Here is a 14,175-nt window from a genome sequence, read left to right as displayed (position 1 = left end):
TCGGGCGTACGCGGCCGGTTCCCCGGGCGCACGCCGACCGGATCCTCAGGCGTACGCGGCGACGTCCTTGACGATCGCGAAGCCGAGTCCGTAGGCGCTCATGCCCCGCCCGTAGGCGCCGACGTGCACGCCGGACCCGGTGGTGCCGGCCAGCACCCAGCCGAACTCGGACTCCCGGTAGTAGAAGGGCACGGGCACCCCGTCGACCGGCAGCGAGAGTCCGGACCACTCCGGTCCCCCGAGGTCGTCGGCCAGCGCCCAGGCGGTCTCGGTCTGCTGGTCCAGCCAGTCGTCGCGCAGGGTGTGGTCCATCTGCCCGGGCCAGGTGAAGGACAGCAGCCCCACGCCCGCGAGCCAGGCCGCCGAGGAGACCGACGTCGCCTCCAGCAGTCCCGTGCCGTCGGCGCTGCGGCGGGACGGGTTCGCGGCCACGGTGACGACGACCGCGAACTTCTCGCGCGGCTCGTCCGTGGCCGCGGCCATGTGCTCGTTGCGCACGGAGGGCTCGTCGCCGTGCCCGATCGAACCGTGCTCCACGGCGCCGTCGGCCGCCGTACCGACCTGCATCAGCCAGCGCGGCCCCGTGAAGGCCTCGTCGAGGCCGTACCAGGGGAAGGGCGCCCGCAGGTACCCGTCGATGGTGCGCGGGGCGGAGGGGGCCGGTTGCCCGCCCTCCGCGGCCGGCGCGTCTGCGCCCACCCGACTTGTCGTCTCCATCTGCCCGGACGCCTCCTCGCTCTCGTCGGACCGGGAGGCCCGCCCCCCTTCGGGCGTACTCGTCCGGTCCGCACAACAACTCGGCAGCATATCCACACCGGTGAGGGCAGCAGGGAAACCGCCCGGCGCGTGGGTCGCGCGGACGGCCCACCCGGGTCCTGTGCGACGTGAACGGGCTGTGAAGTGCGTCACTCCGGCCCGGTTAGGATCAGGTGGCGTCCGCGTCGAACGGCGGAGGGGCGCCCTTGCCGGGCTCCTCGGGCTTCTTGGCCATGTCGATCCGCCCGCCCGACGAGGAGGACGAGCCCTGGCCGTCGCGGCTGTGCACCGCGTCGGTGACCTCGGCCATCTCCTTCTTCAGGTCGAAGCCGTTGCGGATCTCCTTCAGCCCCAGGTCCTCGTTGTCCAGCTGCTTGCGGATGAAGTTCTTGGGGTTGAGGTCCTCGAACTCGAAGTCCTTGAACTCCGGGCCGAGTTCGGTGCGGATGTCCTGCTTGGCGCTCTCCGAGAACTCGCGGATCTTCCGGATCGTCCGCATGACGTCCTGGATGACCTTGGGGAGCTTGTCCGGACCGAAGACGAGCACGGCGAGAACAATGATGGTCACCAGCTCGAGTGGTCCTATGTCATTGAACACCTGACGCTCCTTGCGATCCTCGGTCGCTCAACGGTACCCGGCCCACCTGTCGGACGGGTACCGCCCGGTGGTGAGACTTGGGTCAGTTCCGTCCGGAGGACGGCTCGGAGACGGCCGAGGAGGTGACGGAGGCCGAGGGCGTGTCGGGAACGGGGGCGTTCAGCGGGACCGGACCGTTCACCCGGGGCGTCGCGGGCCGCGACGTCAGGGGCAGCGGCGTGATGTCGTCCAGCGGGCGTATCAGCGGGGAGACCGCGGCGGCGCCGGCCATCACGGGCGCCGTCAGATCGCGCATGACGTCCTGGACCTGCCCCGCGAGGGGCGGCTGGGCGCCGGGCAGCAGCGGGGCGGACAGGGAGGTCGGCGCCGCCGGACCCGGGCCGAGCGGGCTGCCGCCCTGGGCGAGCAGCGGACCCACGGCACGGCGGCGCTGCGTGTCCGGCGTGACCGCGCCGGCACCCGCGCCCGCGCCCGCCGAGCGGGCCGGGACCACGTTGCCGGTGCCGGAGCCGCCGCGGGCGTCCGCGGCCAGGTCGCCGGGGATGGCGGTGGTGACGCCGCCGAGCGCGACCGCGGCCAGCGACACCGCCCCGGCGGCGGCCGCCGCGAACCGCAGTCCGCGCGAGGCGGAGCGGTCGGCGTCGCGGCCGACGGGATGGATGCGGAAGCCGCGCTGCTCGGAGGCGGGGGCCGCGGCGTGGGCCGGCACGTAGCCGAACTCGAAGCGCTCCTCGCGCCTCACGCCGAAGACCCCGGTGTCGGAGCCGCGCCCGGGGAATCCTCCCCCGTGCGCCGGCGTGCCGCCGCCGTCGAGGTCGCCTCCGCCGGGAAGGCCCTGGAGACGGGCCAGGAAGCTCTCCGAGGGGGGCGGCGGGGCCGCCTCGGCGAACACGTTCTTCAGCCGGCGCTGGGCGTCCGCCTCCGCCTTGCACCGGGCGCAGGTGGCCAGGTGGGCGAGGACGCGCTCGCGCGACTCATGACCCAGCTCCCCGTCCACCAGGGCGGAGAGGCGGTCTCCCAGGTGCTGCTCGGCGAGGTGCGGCTGAGCGGGTTTCGGACGGGATCCGTTCACGCGGTCGCGCCCCCTCCCCCCAGAGCGGGGACACGGGCCACGAAGGAGCGCCGCTCGGCCTTGCGGGCCTCGGGCGACCGGTGGGCGAGGGCCTTGCGGAGCTGGGAGCGGCCGCGGTGGATGCGGGAGCGGACCGTGCCGAGCTTCACGCCGAGGGTCGCGGCGATCTCCTCGTACGACAGTCCCTCGATGTCGCAGAGCACGACCGCGGCGCGGAACTCGGGCGCGAGGGTGTCCAGCGCCTGCTGCACGTCGGCGTCGAAGTGCGCGTCGTTGAAGACCTGCTGCGGGGTCGGCTCCTTGCTGGGCAGGCGCTCGGCCGCGTCCTCGCCGAGGGCGTCGAAACGGATGCGCTGCTTGCGCCGGACCATGTCCAGGAACAGGTTGGTGGTGATGCGGTGCAGCCAGCCCTCGAAGGTGCCCGGCGAGTACGTCGACAGGGAGCGGAAGACACGGACGAAGACCTCCTGGGTGAGGTCCTCGGCGTCGTGCTGGTTGCCCGTGAGGCGGTAGGCCAGGCGGTAGACCCGGCCGCTGTGCGTGCTGACGATCTCCTCCCAGGTGGGCGGAGTCCACGCCTGCCCGTCCGCGTCGGTGGAGAAGCTCGCGGTCTGGGCGGCGCCGGCGGTGCCGGCGGTCCGGCTGTGGTCAGCAGCAGTGTCGGTCACGGATTTCGGCTTCCCCGCCGCCCCGAGAAGACGCCTCAGCGTCCTTCTCCGGTCAACAGGCGCAGCCGCACCTCCCCTGTCAGCTCTGGTGGTGTCCAGTGGAGCCCCTACCATAGCCACCTCGCCCGTTAGGACCGGATAAGCGGTTTTACGAGAAATTGATCTGGGCTGATACGGCTCATACGGCTGCGTCAGCATGTGCTCGGCGTCCCGATCCACCGCTCGCCCCCCATCGCGTCCGGGCCCTTCGTCTCAACCCTGTAAACGCGCGGTCCCATCTGCGGGTTCCCGACGCCAACGGATACAGTCACGCCCAGGCACCCACGGGGACAGGAGAGCGTCATTACCGCCAACCGGCAGACTAGCTGGGCGTTCGCCGACGCCTATGTCGCCGAGGACGAAGCGCTGCGCTGGGCCCGCGACCGGGCCCGCGAGGCAGGGCTGCGCTCGGTGTCGCCCGGCACGGGTGCCGCGCTCCGCCTGCTCGCCGCCTCCGTGGACGCGAAGGCGGTCGCGGAGATCGGCACCGGCTGCGGGGTGTCCGGGATCCACCTGCTGCACGGCATGCGCCCGGACGGGGTGCTCACCACGGTCGACCCGGAGCCGGAGCACCAGCAGTTCGCCCGGCAGGCCTTCCGGGCCTGCGGCTTCGCCAGCAACCGGGCCCGGTTCATCCCGGGCCGCGCGCTGGACGTGCTGCCCCGGCTCGCGGACGCCGGCTACGACCTCGTCTTCTGCGACGGGGACCGGCAGGAGTACTCGGACTACCTAGCTGAATCGTTGCGCCTGCTGCGCCCGGGCGGCCTGGTGGTCTTCGAGGGGATCTTCGCCAACGGCCGCACCGTCGACTCGGGACCGCAGCCCTCGGAGGTGCTGCGGCTGCGCGAGCTGCTGCGCACGGTGCGGGAGAGCCAGGAGCTGGTGACGTCACTGCTGCCGGTGGGCGACGGACTGCTCTGCGCCGTCAAGCGGTGAGACGGGCGCCCGGGGGGTCCGGACGCACGTCCGCCCCGGCACCGCATACGATGCCGGGGCGGACGGAAGGACAGGATCGCCGGCTCGTCAGACGACGACCTTCTTGAGGGCGTCGCCGAGCGCCTCGGCCTCGTCAGGGGTCAGCTCGACGACGAGTCGACCGCCGCCTTCGAGCGGAACGCGCATGACGATGCCCCGCCCCTCCTTGGTCACCTCGAGCGGGCCATCACCCGTCCGCGGCTTCATGGCCGCCATGCTCGTTCCCCTTCCTGAAACCAGGCTCATCGTCTGCCGAAGCCCCACGAAGGGCACCCCGCGGTCCTAGTACCGGACACGCGACACCGGCATCGAACACATTGCTTCCAGGCCATTATCCCGCATCGCAGGACCCGATGACCAACATCAGTCAGCATCGCTTGCGCAACGCGCGCGAGCAAAACCACTCAATTCGGCGATGTGGCTGCGATACTTCGCCACCGCACGGACCTGCCGCGAGCGGCGCCGCCCGCTTTTTGTTTGACGCAGGTCACACCTCCGGCAGGGCGCCCGCGCGGCGAAGTCCGCCATGCTGTCCTTCGGACCGTGGCGTACTGAGCGGTACGTCACCACTTCTCACCACTTCTCACCGGAGGAGATGCCCCATGGCCGACACCGTTCTCTACGAGGTGACCGACGGACTCGCGACGATCACGCTGAACCGCCCGGAGGCGATGAACGCGCTGAACGTCGCGACCAAGGTCGCCCTCCGGGAGGCGGCGGAATCCGCGGCCGGGGACGACGCCGTGCGGGCGATCCTGCTGACCGCGGCCGGGGACCGGGCGTTCTGCGTGGGCCAGGACCTCAAGGAGCACATCGGGCTGCTGATGACGGACCGCGAGACCGGGTCCGGGCAGACGATGACCACGGTCCGGGAGCACTACAACCCGATCGTGCGGGCGCTGACCGCGGCGGCGAAGCCGGTGGTCGCCGCGGTGAACGGGGTCGCCGCCGGGGCCGGCTTCGGCTTCGCGCTGGCCGCCGACTACCGGGTGGTGGCCGACACCGCGGCCTTCAACACCTCGTTCGCCGGCGTCGCGCTCACCGCCGACTCGGGCATCTCCTGGACGCTGCCCCGGGTGGTCGGCCCGGGCCGCGCCACCGACCTGCTGCTCTTCCCGCGCAACATCAGCGCGCAGGAGGCCCTGGAGCTGGGCATCGCCAACCGGCTGGTGCCGGCCGCCGAGCTGCGGACCGAGGCCGAGAAGGTGGCCCGGGCCCTGGCCGAGGGCCCGACGGTGGCGTACTCGGCGATCAAGGAGGCGGTGGCCTACGGCCTGACGCACTCCCTCGCCGAGACCCTGGACAAGGAGGACGAGCTGCAGACCCGCGCGGGCAGCTCCGAGGACCACGCGATCGCGGTCCAGGCCTTCGTGAACAAGGAGAAGCCGAAGTACCTGGGCCGCTGACCCGCTAGGCCGGGTCCGCAAAGTCGCGTATGCGTCACGGGCGAACGACGCGACTTCGCGGACACGACCTAACCGAGCGGCCGGACCACCGGAGAGGTGCGGCTGACGCACCCCTCCAGGTGGTCGTCGACCAGGCCGCAGGCCTGCATCAGCGCGTACGCCGTCGTGGGGCCGACGAACTTCAGGCCCCGCCTCTTCAGCGCCTTGGACAGGGCCGTGGACTCGGGGGTGACGGCGGCGACGTCGGCCAGGGTCCGCGGCACCGGGCGGCCCGCCGGGTCGGGGGCGTGCGACCAGATCAGCTCGTCCAGCTCGCCCTCGGCCCAGCCGGCGAGCACGCGCGCGTTGGAGAGCGTCGCGTCGATCTTGGCGCGGTTGCGGATGATGCCCGGGTCGGCCAGCAGCCGCTCGCGGTCCTCGTCCGTGAACGCGGCGACCTTCTCGATGTGGAAGCCCGCGAACGCGGCGCGGAAGCCCGGGCGGCGGCGCAGGATCGTGATCCAGGAGAGGCCCGACTGGAAGGCCTCCAGGCTGACCCGCTCGAAGAGGGCGTCGTCGCCGTGGACCGGCCGGCCCCACTCCTCGTCGTGGTACGAGACGTAGTCCTCGGCGGACAGGGCCCACGGGCAGCGTGCCCTGCCGTCGGGCCCGGCCAGGGCGGCTCCGGCGGTCATCGCTGGTCCCCCTGGCCCGGCTTGTCCAGCCGGGTGTGCGCGGCGGCGCGGGCGCCGGCCAGCGCGGACTCCAGGTCGGCGATCCGGGCGTCCCGCTCGGCGAGTTCGGCGGCGAGCCGGCCGAGGGCGTCGTCCACGTCGGACATGCGGTAGCCGCGCGGCGCGAGCGGGAAGCGCAGGTTCTCCACGTCCTGGCCGCCGACCGGGCGGTCCGGGGGCAGGGGGTCCCGCAGCCGCTCCGGGGCGGCCTCCGGCAAGGGGCCGCGCTCGCCGCCGCTGACCACGGCGAGTGTCACCGCGGCCACCACGACGGCCAGGGCGACGACCAGGAACAAGAACATCAGCATCGCCAGGGGTCCCCACGCTCGGTACCGGACGCTGTGCCGGAAGACGAATCTGTCAGGCTCCGATCGTGCCATGCGATCGGGGCGGTTAGGGTCGCAGGCGGCTGTACCGAGGCACGTACGAGGAGAGGTCACAGGGGATGCTCAGGCTGGGGAAGCGGGAATTCGGGCCGCATGAGCCCGTGATCATGGCGATCGTGAACCGGACCCCGGACTCCTTCTACGACCAGGGGGCCACCTTCCAGGACGAGGCGGCCCTCGCCCGTGTGGAGCGGGCGGTGGCCGAGGGCGCCGCGATCGTCGACATCGGCGGGGTGAAGGCGGGACCGGGCGAGGAGGTCACGGCCGAGGAGGAGGCACGCCGGACGGTGGGCTTCGTCGCCGAGGTACGCCGCCGCTTCCCCGACGTGGTCATCAGCGTGGACACCTGGCGGGCCGAGGTCGGCGAGGCGGTGTGCGAGGCGGGCGCGGACCTGCTGAACGACGCGTGGGGCGGCGTCGACCCCGCCCTCGCGGAGGTCGCCGCGCGGCACGGCGCGGGGCTGGTGTGCACGCACGCGGGCGGGGCCGAGCCCCGGACCCGCCCGCACCGGGTGGCCTACGACGACGTCGTGGCCGACGTCCTGGAGGTGACCCTGGGGCTGGCGGAGCGCGCCGTCGCCCTCGGGGTGCCCCGCGAGTCGGTGCTGATCGATCCCGGGCACGACTTCGGCAAGAACACGCGGCACAGCCTGGAGGCGACGCGGCGGCTGGACGAGATGGTCGCCACGGGGTGGCCCGTGCTGGTGTCGCTGTCCAACAAGGACTTCGTGGGCGAGACGCTGGACCGGCCGGTGAAGGAACGGCTGATCGGCACGCTGGCGACGACCGCGGTGTCGGCGTGGCTGGGGGCGCAGGTGTACCGCGTGCACGAGGTCGCCGAGACCCGCCAGGTGCTGGACATGGTCGCGTCCATCGCCGGCCACCGCCCCCCGGCGGTGGCCCGCCGCGGCCTGGCGTAGCCGAGGGCGGAGCGCAAGCGGGGCCGGGGCTGAGCCCCGGCCCCGGCCACTCCCCGGCACAGCGCCTAGCGCCCCGCCTCCTTGGACACCAGCGCCACCGCTTCCTCGACCTCGTCGGTCACGTGGAACAGCAGCAGGTCCTTCTCGGTCGCCTTCCCCTGGGCCACCAGCGTGTTCTTCAGCCAGGACACCAGCCCGCCCCAGTACTCGGTGCCGAACAGCACGATCGGGAAGCGGGTCACCTTCTGGGTCTGGACCAGGGTGAGGGCCTCGAAGAACTCGTCCAGGGTGCCCAGGCCGCCCGGCAGCACCACGAAGCCCTGCGCGTACTTGACGAACATCATCTTGCGGACGAAGAAGTAGCGGAAGTTCAGGCCGATGTCGACGTAGGGGTTCAGTCCCTGCTCGAAGGGCAGCTCGATGCCCAGCCCGACCGAGGTGCCGCCGGCCTCGCAGGCGCCCTTGTTGGCCGCCTCCATGGCGCCCGGGCCGCCGCCGGTGATCACCGCCCAGCCGGCCTCGACCAGCCCGCGGCCGAGCCGCACGCCCGCGTCGTACTCCGCGGAGTCCACCGGTGTCCGGGCGGAGCCGAACACGCTGATCGCGGGCGGGAGTTCGGCCAGCGTGCCGAAGCCCTCGACGAACTCCGACTGGATCCGCAGCACCCGCCAGGGGTCGGTGTGGACCCAGTCGGCGGGGGCGCGCTCGTCCAGCAGCCGCTGGTCGGTCGTGCTGGCCGTCACCTTGTCCCGCCGTCGGAGGACCGGTCCGAGCCGCTGCTCGTCCGGCGGCTGCTTCTTCCCCAGGGGGTTGCCGGTCGCCATGTGCGCTCCCTCCGCTTGCGGGTAGTACGGCCCCAGCCTAGATCCACGCGGGTTTCGGACGGGGGACGTGAGCATGTCCGGCGTGCGGCGCCCGGTGGCCCCCGCTACGCGGTGAGCCAGGACCGCAGCCGCTCCTCGCCCGCGAGGATCTTGGCCACTTCTACCCGCTCGTCCCGCTTGTGTGCCAGGTGCGGGTTGCCGGGGCCGTAGTTGACGGCGGGCACGCCGAGCGAGGAGAAGCGGGAGACGTCCGTCCAGCCGTACTTGGGCTGCGGGGTGCCGCCCACCGCCTCGATGAAGGCCGCGGCGGCCGGGTGGGAGAGGCCGGGCAGCGCGCCGGGGCTGTGGTCGTCGATCACGAACTCCTCCACCCCGCAGTCCGCGAACACCTCGCGGACGTGCTCGACCGCCTCCTCCTCGGTGCGGTCGGGGGCGTAGCGGAAGTTGACCGTCACCACGCACTCGTCGGGGATGACGTTGCCCGCCACTCCCCCGGAGATCCCCACGGCGTTGAGGCCCTCCCGGTACTCCAGGCCGTCGATGACCGGCCACCGCGGCTCGTAGGAGGCGAGCCGGGCCAGGATCGGGGCGGCCGCGTGGATGGCGTTGGAGCCCATCCAGCCGCGCGCCGAGTGCGCCCGCTCGCCCCGGGTCTTCAGCAGCACCCGCAGCGTGCCCTGGCAGCCGCCCTCGACCTGGGCGTCGGAGGGCTCCAGCAGGACCGCGAAGTCGCCGCGCAGCCAGTCCGGGTGGGCCTCGGCGACGTGCCGCAGGCCGTTGAGCTCGGCGGCGACCTCCTCGTTGTCGTAGAAGACGAAGGTCAGGTCGCGGTTGGGGGCGGGGACCGTCGCCGCGATGCGCAACTGCACCGCCACGCCCGACTTCATGTCGCAGGTGCCGCAGCCCCACAGGACGCCGTCCTCGTCGAGCCGGGACGGCACGTTGCCGGCGATGGGGACGGTGTCGATGTGGCCGGCCAGCACGACCCGCTCCGCGCGGCCGAGATCGGTGCGCGCGATCACGTTGTTGCCGTGGCGGTCGACCGTCAGGTGCGGAAGGGCGCGCAGGGCGGCCTCGATGGCGTCCGCGAGGGGCTTCTCGGTGCCGCTCTCGGACGGGAAGTCCACGAGCCGGGCGGTGAGCTCGGCGGCGTCCAGCGTGAGGTCAAGCGAGGTGTCGGCCATGGTCCCGACCCTAGGCCATGGCCTCGGGACGGGTCCGCGCCGCGCTGTGCGGAACCCGCCGCCCGGGGCGGTAGGGCCTCCAGTACCTTGTACGCGTGCCAGAGCCGTCCCCCACCCGTCCCAAGCGTCGCGGCCGCCTCCTGCGTTTCGGCGCCGCGCTGTTGGTCCTGTGCGGCGTCGCCGCCTACCTCGTGGTGCAGTACGTCACCGGCGGTCCGGGCGCCCGCGGCTGCAGGGTGGTCGCCGCCGGCGACGACGGGCCGTCGTACGAGTTCACGCCCGAGCAGGCGGTGAACGCGGCGACGATCGCCGCCGTGGGCACCGGGCGGAACATGCCGGAGCGGGCCATAACGATCGCGCTGGCGACCGCCCTCCAGGAGTCGGGCCTGCGCAACCTCGAACACGGCGACCGCGACTCCATCGGCCTGTTCCAGCAGCGGCCCTCGCAGGGCTGGGGCACCGAGCGGCAGATCATGGACCCGGCCTACGCGGCGGGCATCTTCTACGCCCACCTGGCCAAGGTGCCGGACTACGCCGGCCTGCCGCTGACGGTGGCCGCGCAGCGGGTGCAGCGCAGCGGCTACCCGGAGGCGTACGCCAAGCACGAGCCGGACGCCGAGCTGCTGGCGGCCGCGCTGACCGGCCGCGCGGCGGCCTCGCTGACCTGCGCCGGCCGCCCGGAGCGCACCGCGCGGGCGACGGGCCCGGACGCGGTGCGGGCGGCGCTGGTACGGGACTTCGGGCGGGACGCGCTGCAGGAGACGAACGCCGTGGTGGGCGGTACGCCGGTGCCCTCGCCGTCGCCGTCGCCGAGCGTGACGGCGACCGCGCACGGGCGGACGGTGACCGTGCCGGTGTCCGAGGGCGCGCGCGGGGCCGCGGGCGCGACGGGCGAGCGGGAGCGCGAGCGGGGCTGGCAGCTGGCGCACTGGGCGGTGGCCAACTCCTCGGCGCTGCACATCCAGCGGGTGTCCTACGCGGACCGGGAGTGGACCGCGCGGGACGGCGGCGGCACCTGGCACCGGATCGGCGCGGACGGCGCCGGCGGTGCGGAGAAGTCCGCGGGGTCGGTCCGGATCGTGGCCGGACAGTAGTACGGGGACTCACCCGGCCGGGTTGTGCGGCCGCGCGGCGGGCGCGTCCGCGGCCGGGGGCGGACGGCTCTTCGACCGCCCTTGGGATTCAAGGGCCGTAAGGTTTCTGCACCACCCCCGAGGGGCCGCCTTTGCCCGTTTTTATCCACAAACGATAATGCGATGCGTTGCGCATTCTTTACCTTCGGCGTCCGCAACCTTCATCGGCCTCGAGCGGTAAGCACGGCGTCCGGGCCCGGCCCGGGCTCACCACCGTTCCTCCCGTCGAATGGAGCATCATGTCCCTCCCCCTGACCCGCCGGATCGCCCGTGCCGCGCTGCTCGTCGCAGCGGGAGCGGCCGCCGGGGTCGGTGCGGCCGGCTCTGCCGGCGCGGCCACGAACCAGCCGGTGGCCACCCCGGAGCTGGGCGGCCTGACCGCGCTGGACAGCGCGGCCAACGTCGGCAGCACCGTCGACGGTGCGGCGCAGCACGTCACCGGCATCGCCGGCAACACGGGCGGCAAGGCGGTCAAGAAGGCGGGCCCGTCCGTGGCCAGGACCGGCGCCGGCACCGTGAAGAAGGCGGCGCCCGCGGCGAAGGACGCGGCCGGGAACGCGGCCCGGGCGGCCGGCGGCGTCATCGGGCGCACCGCGACCGGTGCGGCGGGCGGGCTGTCCACGGGCTCGCTGACCCAGGGCGGGCTGCCGACGTCGTCCCTGCCGGCCGCGCAGCTCCCGCTCGGCGGCTGAGCTCCGCCGTCACCGGCGCACGGCCGACGGGGTCCGGGAAACGCTCCCGGACCCCGTTCGCGTGTGCGGTGACGGGCTAGGGCGCCAAGCGCTCCACCGCCGCGCGCACCCGCTCGTCCGTCGCGGTGAGGGCCACGCGCACGAACCGGTCGCCGGCCTCGCCGTAGAAGTCGCCGGGCGCGACCAGGATGCCCAGGCCGGCCAGATGGGCGACGGTGTCCCAGCAGGACTCGTCGCGGGTCGCCCACAGGTAGAGGCTGGCCTCGCTGTGCTCGATGCGGAAGCCGTGGCCGAGCAGGGCCTCGCGCAGCAGCGCGCGGCGGGCGGCGTAGCGCTCGCGCTGGACCCGCACGTGCTCGTCGTCGCCCAGCGCCGCCATCACCGCGGCCTGCGTCGGCGCCGAGGTCATCATGCCGCCGTGCTTGCGGATCTCCAGCAGCGGGCCCAGCACGGCCGGGTCGCCCGCGACGAACGCGGCGCGGTAGCCGGCCAGGTTGGACCGCTTGGAGAGCGAGTGGACGGCCACGATGCCCTCGTACGAGCCGCCGTTGACGTCCGGGTGCAGGACCGACACCGGGTCGGCCTCCCAGCCCAGCTCCAGGTAGCACTCGTCGGAGACCAGGAGCACGCCGTGGGCGCGGGCCCAGGCGACGATCTCCGTCAGCTCGCCCTTGGACAGGACCTTGCCGGTCGGGTTCGACGGGGAGTTGAGCCACAGCAGCCGGAGGTTCGCCGGGTCCAGGTCGCGCGGGTCGTCGTAGACCTCGTACCCGGCGCGGGCCAGGCGGGCGCCGACCTCGTACGTCGGGTAGGCCAGACGCGGGTACGCGACCTTGTCGCCGGGGCCCAGGCCGAGCTGGGTGGGGAGCCAGGCCACCAGTTCCTTGGAGCCGACGATCGGCAGGACGTGCCGGTGGGTGACGTCCCGCGCGCCCAGCCGGCGCTCCAGCCAGCCGGTGATCGCGTCGCGCAGCGCCGGGGTGCCCCAGACCGTCGGGTAGCCCGGCGAGTCGGCCGCGTCGACCAGCGCCTTCTGGATCAGTTCGGGGACCGGGTCGACCGGCGTGCCGACGGACAGGTCGACGATGCCGCCGGGGTGGGCCGCGGCCGTCTTCTTGTACGGCTCCAGCTTGTCCCAGGGGAAGGCCGGGAGCCGGTCGGAGACTGCGGACACGGGTGCTGGCTCACTTTCTGCTTCGGAGAACGCCACGGTCCCGTACGGCGCTGATCGAGGTGATCGGCCGTACGGGACCGGGGCGGCGCGCTGCGGGCCGCTGGGCCGCCGCCCAGCGGGTCACTAGGCCTGCGGCGGCAGCGCGGCGATGAAGGGGTGGTCCCGCTCGATCAGGCCCAGCTTGCTGGCCCCGCCGGGGGAACCCAGCTCGTCGAAGAACTCGACGTTCGCCTTGTAGTAGTCCTTCCACTCCTCCGGAGTGTCGTCCTCGTAGAAGATCGCCTCGACCGGGCAGACCGGCTCACAGGCACCACAGTCGACGCATTCGTCCGGGTGGATGTACAAGGACCGCTGGCCCTCGTAGATGCAGTCGACCGGGCACTCCTCGATGCACGCCTTGTCCTTCACGTCGACACAAGGCTGCGCGATGACGTAGGTCACGCTGTCGTTCCTCCTCGATAGGGCGCTGGCGGGCCTCCGTAGGCTCCGCCGCCTGGCGCGCGGGAGCGCGGCGTCGTCGATGCCCGCCCCTAGTATCTCCGTTCTGGGGCAAGATCCGAACAGGAGGGGTGAACTGACCAGTGGAAATCTCGGCGCACGGACGCCTCGAGGTCCGCATCACCGCTGCTGACGTGGGAAAACGCGTCTCGGTACGGCGTTTGAGCGAGCCCGGGACGGGGCCGGAGAAGTTCACCGACACGGTCGGTGTTCTCACATCATGGGACGACGGCGTGCTCATGATCACATCGCGGGACGGGCGGAACGTCCGGTTCGCGGAGTCCGCGCTGGTCGCGGGCAAGGTGATCCCGGCCGCACCGGCCCGCCGCCGGGGCCCCTCCGCCACCTACGCGGAGCTGGCCCGGGTCGCCGCCCGGGCGTGGCGGCCGGTGGAGAGCGAGCGGCTGGGCGAGTGGGAGCTGCGCGCGGCCCAGGGGTTCACCCGGCGCGCCAACAGCGTGCTGCCGCTCGGCGATCCGGGGCTCGGCCTCGACGCCGCCCTGGAGGCCGTGCGGCGCTGGTACGGCGAGCGGGGCCTGCCCGCCTACGTGCAGACCGCCACCGGCGCCGAGGGCACGCAGGAGCTGCTGTGCGCGGAGCTGGAGCGGCGCGGCTGGGTGCGCGAGGTGACCGCCGAGCTGTGGACCGGGGCGCTGGCGCCGCTCGCGGACGCCGCGGAGGGGGCCGGGGTGGCGCTGTCCCGGGAGGCGGACGAGGCGTGGCTCGCCCGGTACCAGCGCAAGGGGGTGAGCGAGGCGGCCCTGCGGGTGCTGGGGTCGGGGTCCTCCCGCTCGGGCGGGGCCGGGAGCGGGGAAGGCCCCTCGGTGTGGTTCGCGACCGTGCCCGGCGCCGCCGGCGAGGCTCCGGCGGCCATCGGACGGTGCGTGGTGGACGGACGCTGGGCCGGGTTCGCCGCGGTGGAGGTCGATCCCGCCCGCCGCCGGCAGGGTCTCGCCACCGAGGTGATGGCCGCGCTGGCCCGGCGGGCCCTGGACGAGGGCGCCTCGGCGGCCTGGCTGCAGGTGGAGAGCGACAACGAGGGGGCCCGGGGGCTGTACGCCCGGCTGGGCCTCGCACCCCACCACGCGTACCACCACTACCGCCTGCCGGACACCGGTGGCGCCGGAGGGCCGTAGC

General features: G+C 73.4%; 17 protein-coding genes. 6 read left to right on the top strand and 11 right to left on the bottom strand.

All coding sequences use genetic code 11. The features are described 5' to 3' along the window. Positions 1 to 45 precede the first annotated feature (45 nt). The 4 genes from ACFYU0_RS23985 to sigE all read right to left on the bottom strand — a co-directional run bounded on the left by ACFYU0_RS23985 (position 46) and on the right by sigE (position 3,208). The gene (locus tag ACFYU0_RS23985) at positions 46 to 717 is read right to left on the bottom strand and encodes a hypothetical protein (RefSeq protein WP_351662455.1); all 672 of its coding nucleotides are present in this window, start codon (positions 715 to 717) and stop codon (positions 46 to 48) included. Positions 718 to 925: 208 nt separating this feature from the next. Next, positions 926 to 1,354: a sec-independent translocase gene (locus ACFYU0_RS23980; RefSeq protein ID WP_351662453.1), complete on the bottom strand. Its 429-nt coding sequence runs from the start codon at positions 1,352 to 1,354 to the stop codon at positions 926 to 928. Positions 1,355 to 1,436: 82 nt separating this feature from the next. After that, entirely contained in the window at positions 1,437 to 2,426 is a 990-nt protein-coding gene (locus tag ACFYU0_RS23975) for an anti-sigma factor family protein (RefSeq protein ID WP_389304043.1), read from the bottom strand. Continuing rightward, on the bottom strand, positions 2,423 to 3,208 hold the full coding sequence (sigE, locus tag ACFYU0_RS23970; RefSeq protein ID WP_389304042.1) for an RNA polymerase sigma factor SigE: 786 nt from the start codon (positions 3,206 to 3,208) through the stop codon (positions 2,423 to 2,425). Before sigE ends, ACFYU0_RS23975 begins: the two co-directional genes overlap by 4 nt. Before the next feature lie 162 nt (positions 3,209 to 3,370). On the opposite strand from sigE, the gene ACFYU0_RS23965 reads away from it, so the two are divergent. Beyond that, entirely contained in the window at positions 3,371 to 4,069 is a 699-nt protein-coding gene (locus tag ACFYU0_RS23965) for an O-methyltransferase (protein ID WP_351662982.1), read from the top strand. Positions 4,070 to 4,156: 87 nt separating this feature from the next. On the opposite strand, the gene ACFYU0_RS23960 is transcribed toward ACFYU0_RS23965, so the two are convergent. Beyond that, positions 4,157 to 4,324, bottom strand: coding sequence for a DUF3117 domain-containing protein (locus ACFYU0_RS23960; RefSeq protein WP_018544333.1), 168 nt, complete (start codon positions 4,322 to 4,324; stop codon positions 4,157 to 4,159). Positions 4,325 to 4,710: 386 nt separating this feature from the next. Between ACFYU0_RS23960 and ACFYU0_RS23955 the strand changes: the two genes are divergently transcribed. Beyond that, positions 4,711 to 5,514: an enoyl-CoA hydratase/isomerase family protein gene (locus ACFYU0_RS23955; RefSeq protein ID WP_389304040.1), complete on the top strand. Its 804-nt coding sequence runs from the start codon at positions 4,711 to 4,713 to the stop codon at positions 5,512 to 5,514. A 68-nt stretch (positions 5,515 to 5,582) separates the two neighbouring features. Here ACFYU0_RS23955 and ACFYU0_RS23950 read toward each other — a convergent pair whose 3' ends face one another. Both ACFYU0_RS23950 and ACFYU0_RS23945 read right to left on the bottom strand, forming a co-directional pair. Continuing rightward, positions 5,583 to 6,188, bottom strand: a complete 606-nt coding sequence (locus tag ACFYU0_RS23950) for a DNA-3-methyladenine glycosylase I (protein ID WP_351662444.1) — start codon at positions 6,186 to 6,188, stop codon at positions 5,583 to 5,585. Next, complete coding sequence (locus ACFYU0_RS23945; RefSeq protein WP_351662442.1) at positions 6,185 to 6,535, bottom strand: DivIVA domain-containing protein; 351 nt, start codon at positions 6,533 to 6,535, stop codon at positions 6,185 to 6,187. The genes ACFYU0_RS23950 and ACFYU0_RS23945 overlap by 4 nt, the downstream gene beginning before the upstream one ends. 137 nt (positions 6,536 to 6,672) lie before the next feature. On the opposite strand from ACFYU0_RS23945, the gene folP reads away from it, so the two are divergent. Next, entirely contained in the window at positions 6,673 to 7,533 is an 861-nt protein-coding gene (folP, locus tag ACFYU0_RS23940) for a dihydropteroate synthase (protein WP_351662440.1), read from the top strand. Between the two features lie 65 nt (positions 7,534 to 7,598). On the opposite strand, the gene ACFYU0_RS23935 is transcribed toward folP, so the two are convergent. Beyond that, positions 7,599 to 8,357 (bottom strand): TIGR00730 family Rossman fold protein, encoded by a 759-nt coding sequence (locus ACFYU0_RS23935; RefSeq protein ID WP_351662438.1) that lies wholly within the window; start codon positions 8,355 to 8,357, stop codon positions 7,599 to 7,601. Positions 8,358 to 8,461: 104 nt separating this feature from the next. Continuing rightward, a complete protein-coding gene (dapE, locus tag ACFYU0_RS23930; protein WP_389304036.1) occupies positions 8,462 to 9,541 on the bottom strand; it encodes a succinyl-diaminopimelate desuccinylase in 1,080 nt (359 codons plus the stop codon). Between the two features lie 95 nt (positions 9,542 to 9,636). On the opposite strand from dapE, the gene ACFYU0_RS23925 reads away from it, so the two are divergent. Both ACFYU0_RS23925 and ACFYU0_RS23920 read left to right on the top strand, forming a co-directional pair. Next, a complete protein-coding gene (locus tag ACFYU0_RS23925; protein WP_389304034.1) occupies positions 9,637 to 10,635 on the top strand; it encodes a heavy metal transporter in 999 nt (332 codons plus the stop codon). A 278-nt stretch (positions 10,636 to 10,913) separates the two neighbouring features. Beyond that, positions 10,914 to 11,366, top strand: a complete 453-nt coding sequence (locus ACFYU0_RS23920; RefSeq protein ID WP_389304033.1) for an ATP-binding protein — start codon at positions 10,914 to 10,916, stop codon at positions 11,364 to 11,366. Between the two features lie 76 nt (positions 11,367 to 11,442). Here ACFYU0_RS23920 and ACFYU0_RS23915 read toward each other — a convergent pair whose 3' ends face one another. Both ACFYU0_RS23915 and fdxA read right to left on the bottom strand, forming a co-directional pair. Continuing rightward, positions 11,443 to 12,540 (bottom strand): bifunctional succinyldiaminopimelate transaminase/glutamate-prephenate aminotransferase, encoded by a 1,098-nt coding sequence (locus ACFYU0_RS23915; RefSeq protein ID WP_389304031.1) that lies wholly within the window; start codon positions 12,538 to 12,540, stop codon positions 11,443 to 11,445. 123 nt (positions 12,541 to 12,663) lie between these two features. Further along, a complete protein-coding gene (gene fdxA, locus ACFYU0_RS23910; RefSeq protein WP_004926152.1) occupies positions 12,664 to 12,981 on the bottom strand; it encodes a ferredoxin in 318 nt (105 codons plus the stop codon). Between the two features lie 140 nt (positions 12,982 to 13,121). On the opposite strand from fdxA, the gene ACFYU0_RS23905 reads away from it, so the two are divergent. Further along, entirely contained in the window at positions 13,122 to 14,174 is a 1,053-nt protein-coding gene (locus ACFYU0_RS23905; protein ID WP_389304029.1) for a GNAT family N-acetyltransferase, read from the top strand. The last annotated feature ends 1 nt before the right edge of the window (position 14,175 follow it).

The organism is Streptomyces sp. NPDC003720 (assembly GCF_042875075.1).
Classification (GTDB): Bacteria; Actinomycetota; Actinomycetes; order Streptomycetales; family Streptomycetaceae; genus Streptomyces.
Note: the sequence above shows the minus strand (reverse complement) of the source record. Positions and strands in the feature narration are given on the sequence as shown.

Excerpts from the sequence above, each read along its gene's own strand:
- ACFYU0_RS23985 (WP_351662455.1), bottom strand. The coding sequence starts at position 717 with ATGGAGACGACAAGTCGGGTGGGCGCAGACGCGCCGGCCGCGGAGGGC.
- sigE (WP_389304042.1), bottom strand. The coding sequence starts at position 3,208 with ATGGTAGGGGCTCCACTGGACACCACCAGAGCTGACAGGGGAGGTGCG.
- ACFYU0_RS23960 (WP_018544333.1), bottom strand. The coding sequence starts at position 4,324 with ATGGCGGCCATGAAGCCGCGGACGGGTGATGGCCCGCTCGAGGTGACC.
- ACFYU0_RS23955 (WP_389304040.1), top strand. The coding sequence starts at position 4,711 with ATGGCCGACACCGTTCTCTACGAGGTGACCGACGGACTCGCGACGATC.
- ACFYU0_RS23950 (WP_351662444.1), bottom strand. The coding sequence starts at position 6,188 with ATGACCGCCGGAGCCGCCCTGGCCGGGCCCGACGGCAGGGCACGCTGC.
- ACFYU0_RS23945 (WP_351662442.1), bottom strand. The coding sequence starts at position 6,535 with ATGCTGATGTTCTTGTTCCTGGTCGTCGCCCTGGCCGTCGTGGTGGCC.
- folP (WP_351662440.1), top strand. The coding sequence starts at position 6,673 with ATGCTCAGGCTGGGGAAGCGGGAATTCGGGCCGCATGAGCCCGTGATC.
- ACFYU0_RS23935 (WP_351662438.1), bottom strand. The coding sequence starts at position 8,357 with ATGGCGACCGGCAACCCCCTGGGGAAGAAGCAGCCGCCGGACGAGCAG.
- dapE (WP_389304036.1), bottom strand. The coding sequence starts at position 9,541 with ATGGCCGACACCTCGCTTGACCTCACGCTGGACGCCGCCGAGCTCACC.
- ACFYU0_RS23920 (WP_389304033.1), top strand. The coding sequence starts at position 10,914 with ATGTCCCTCCCCCTGACCCGCCGGATCGCCCGTGCCGCGCTGCTCGTC.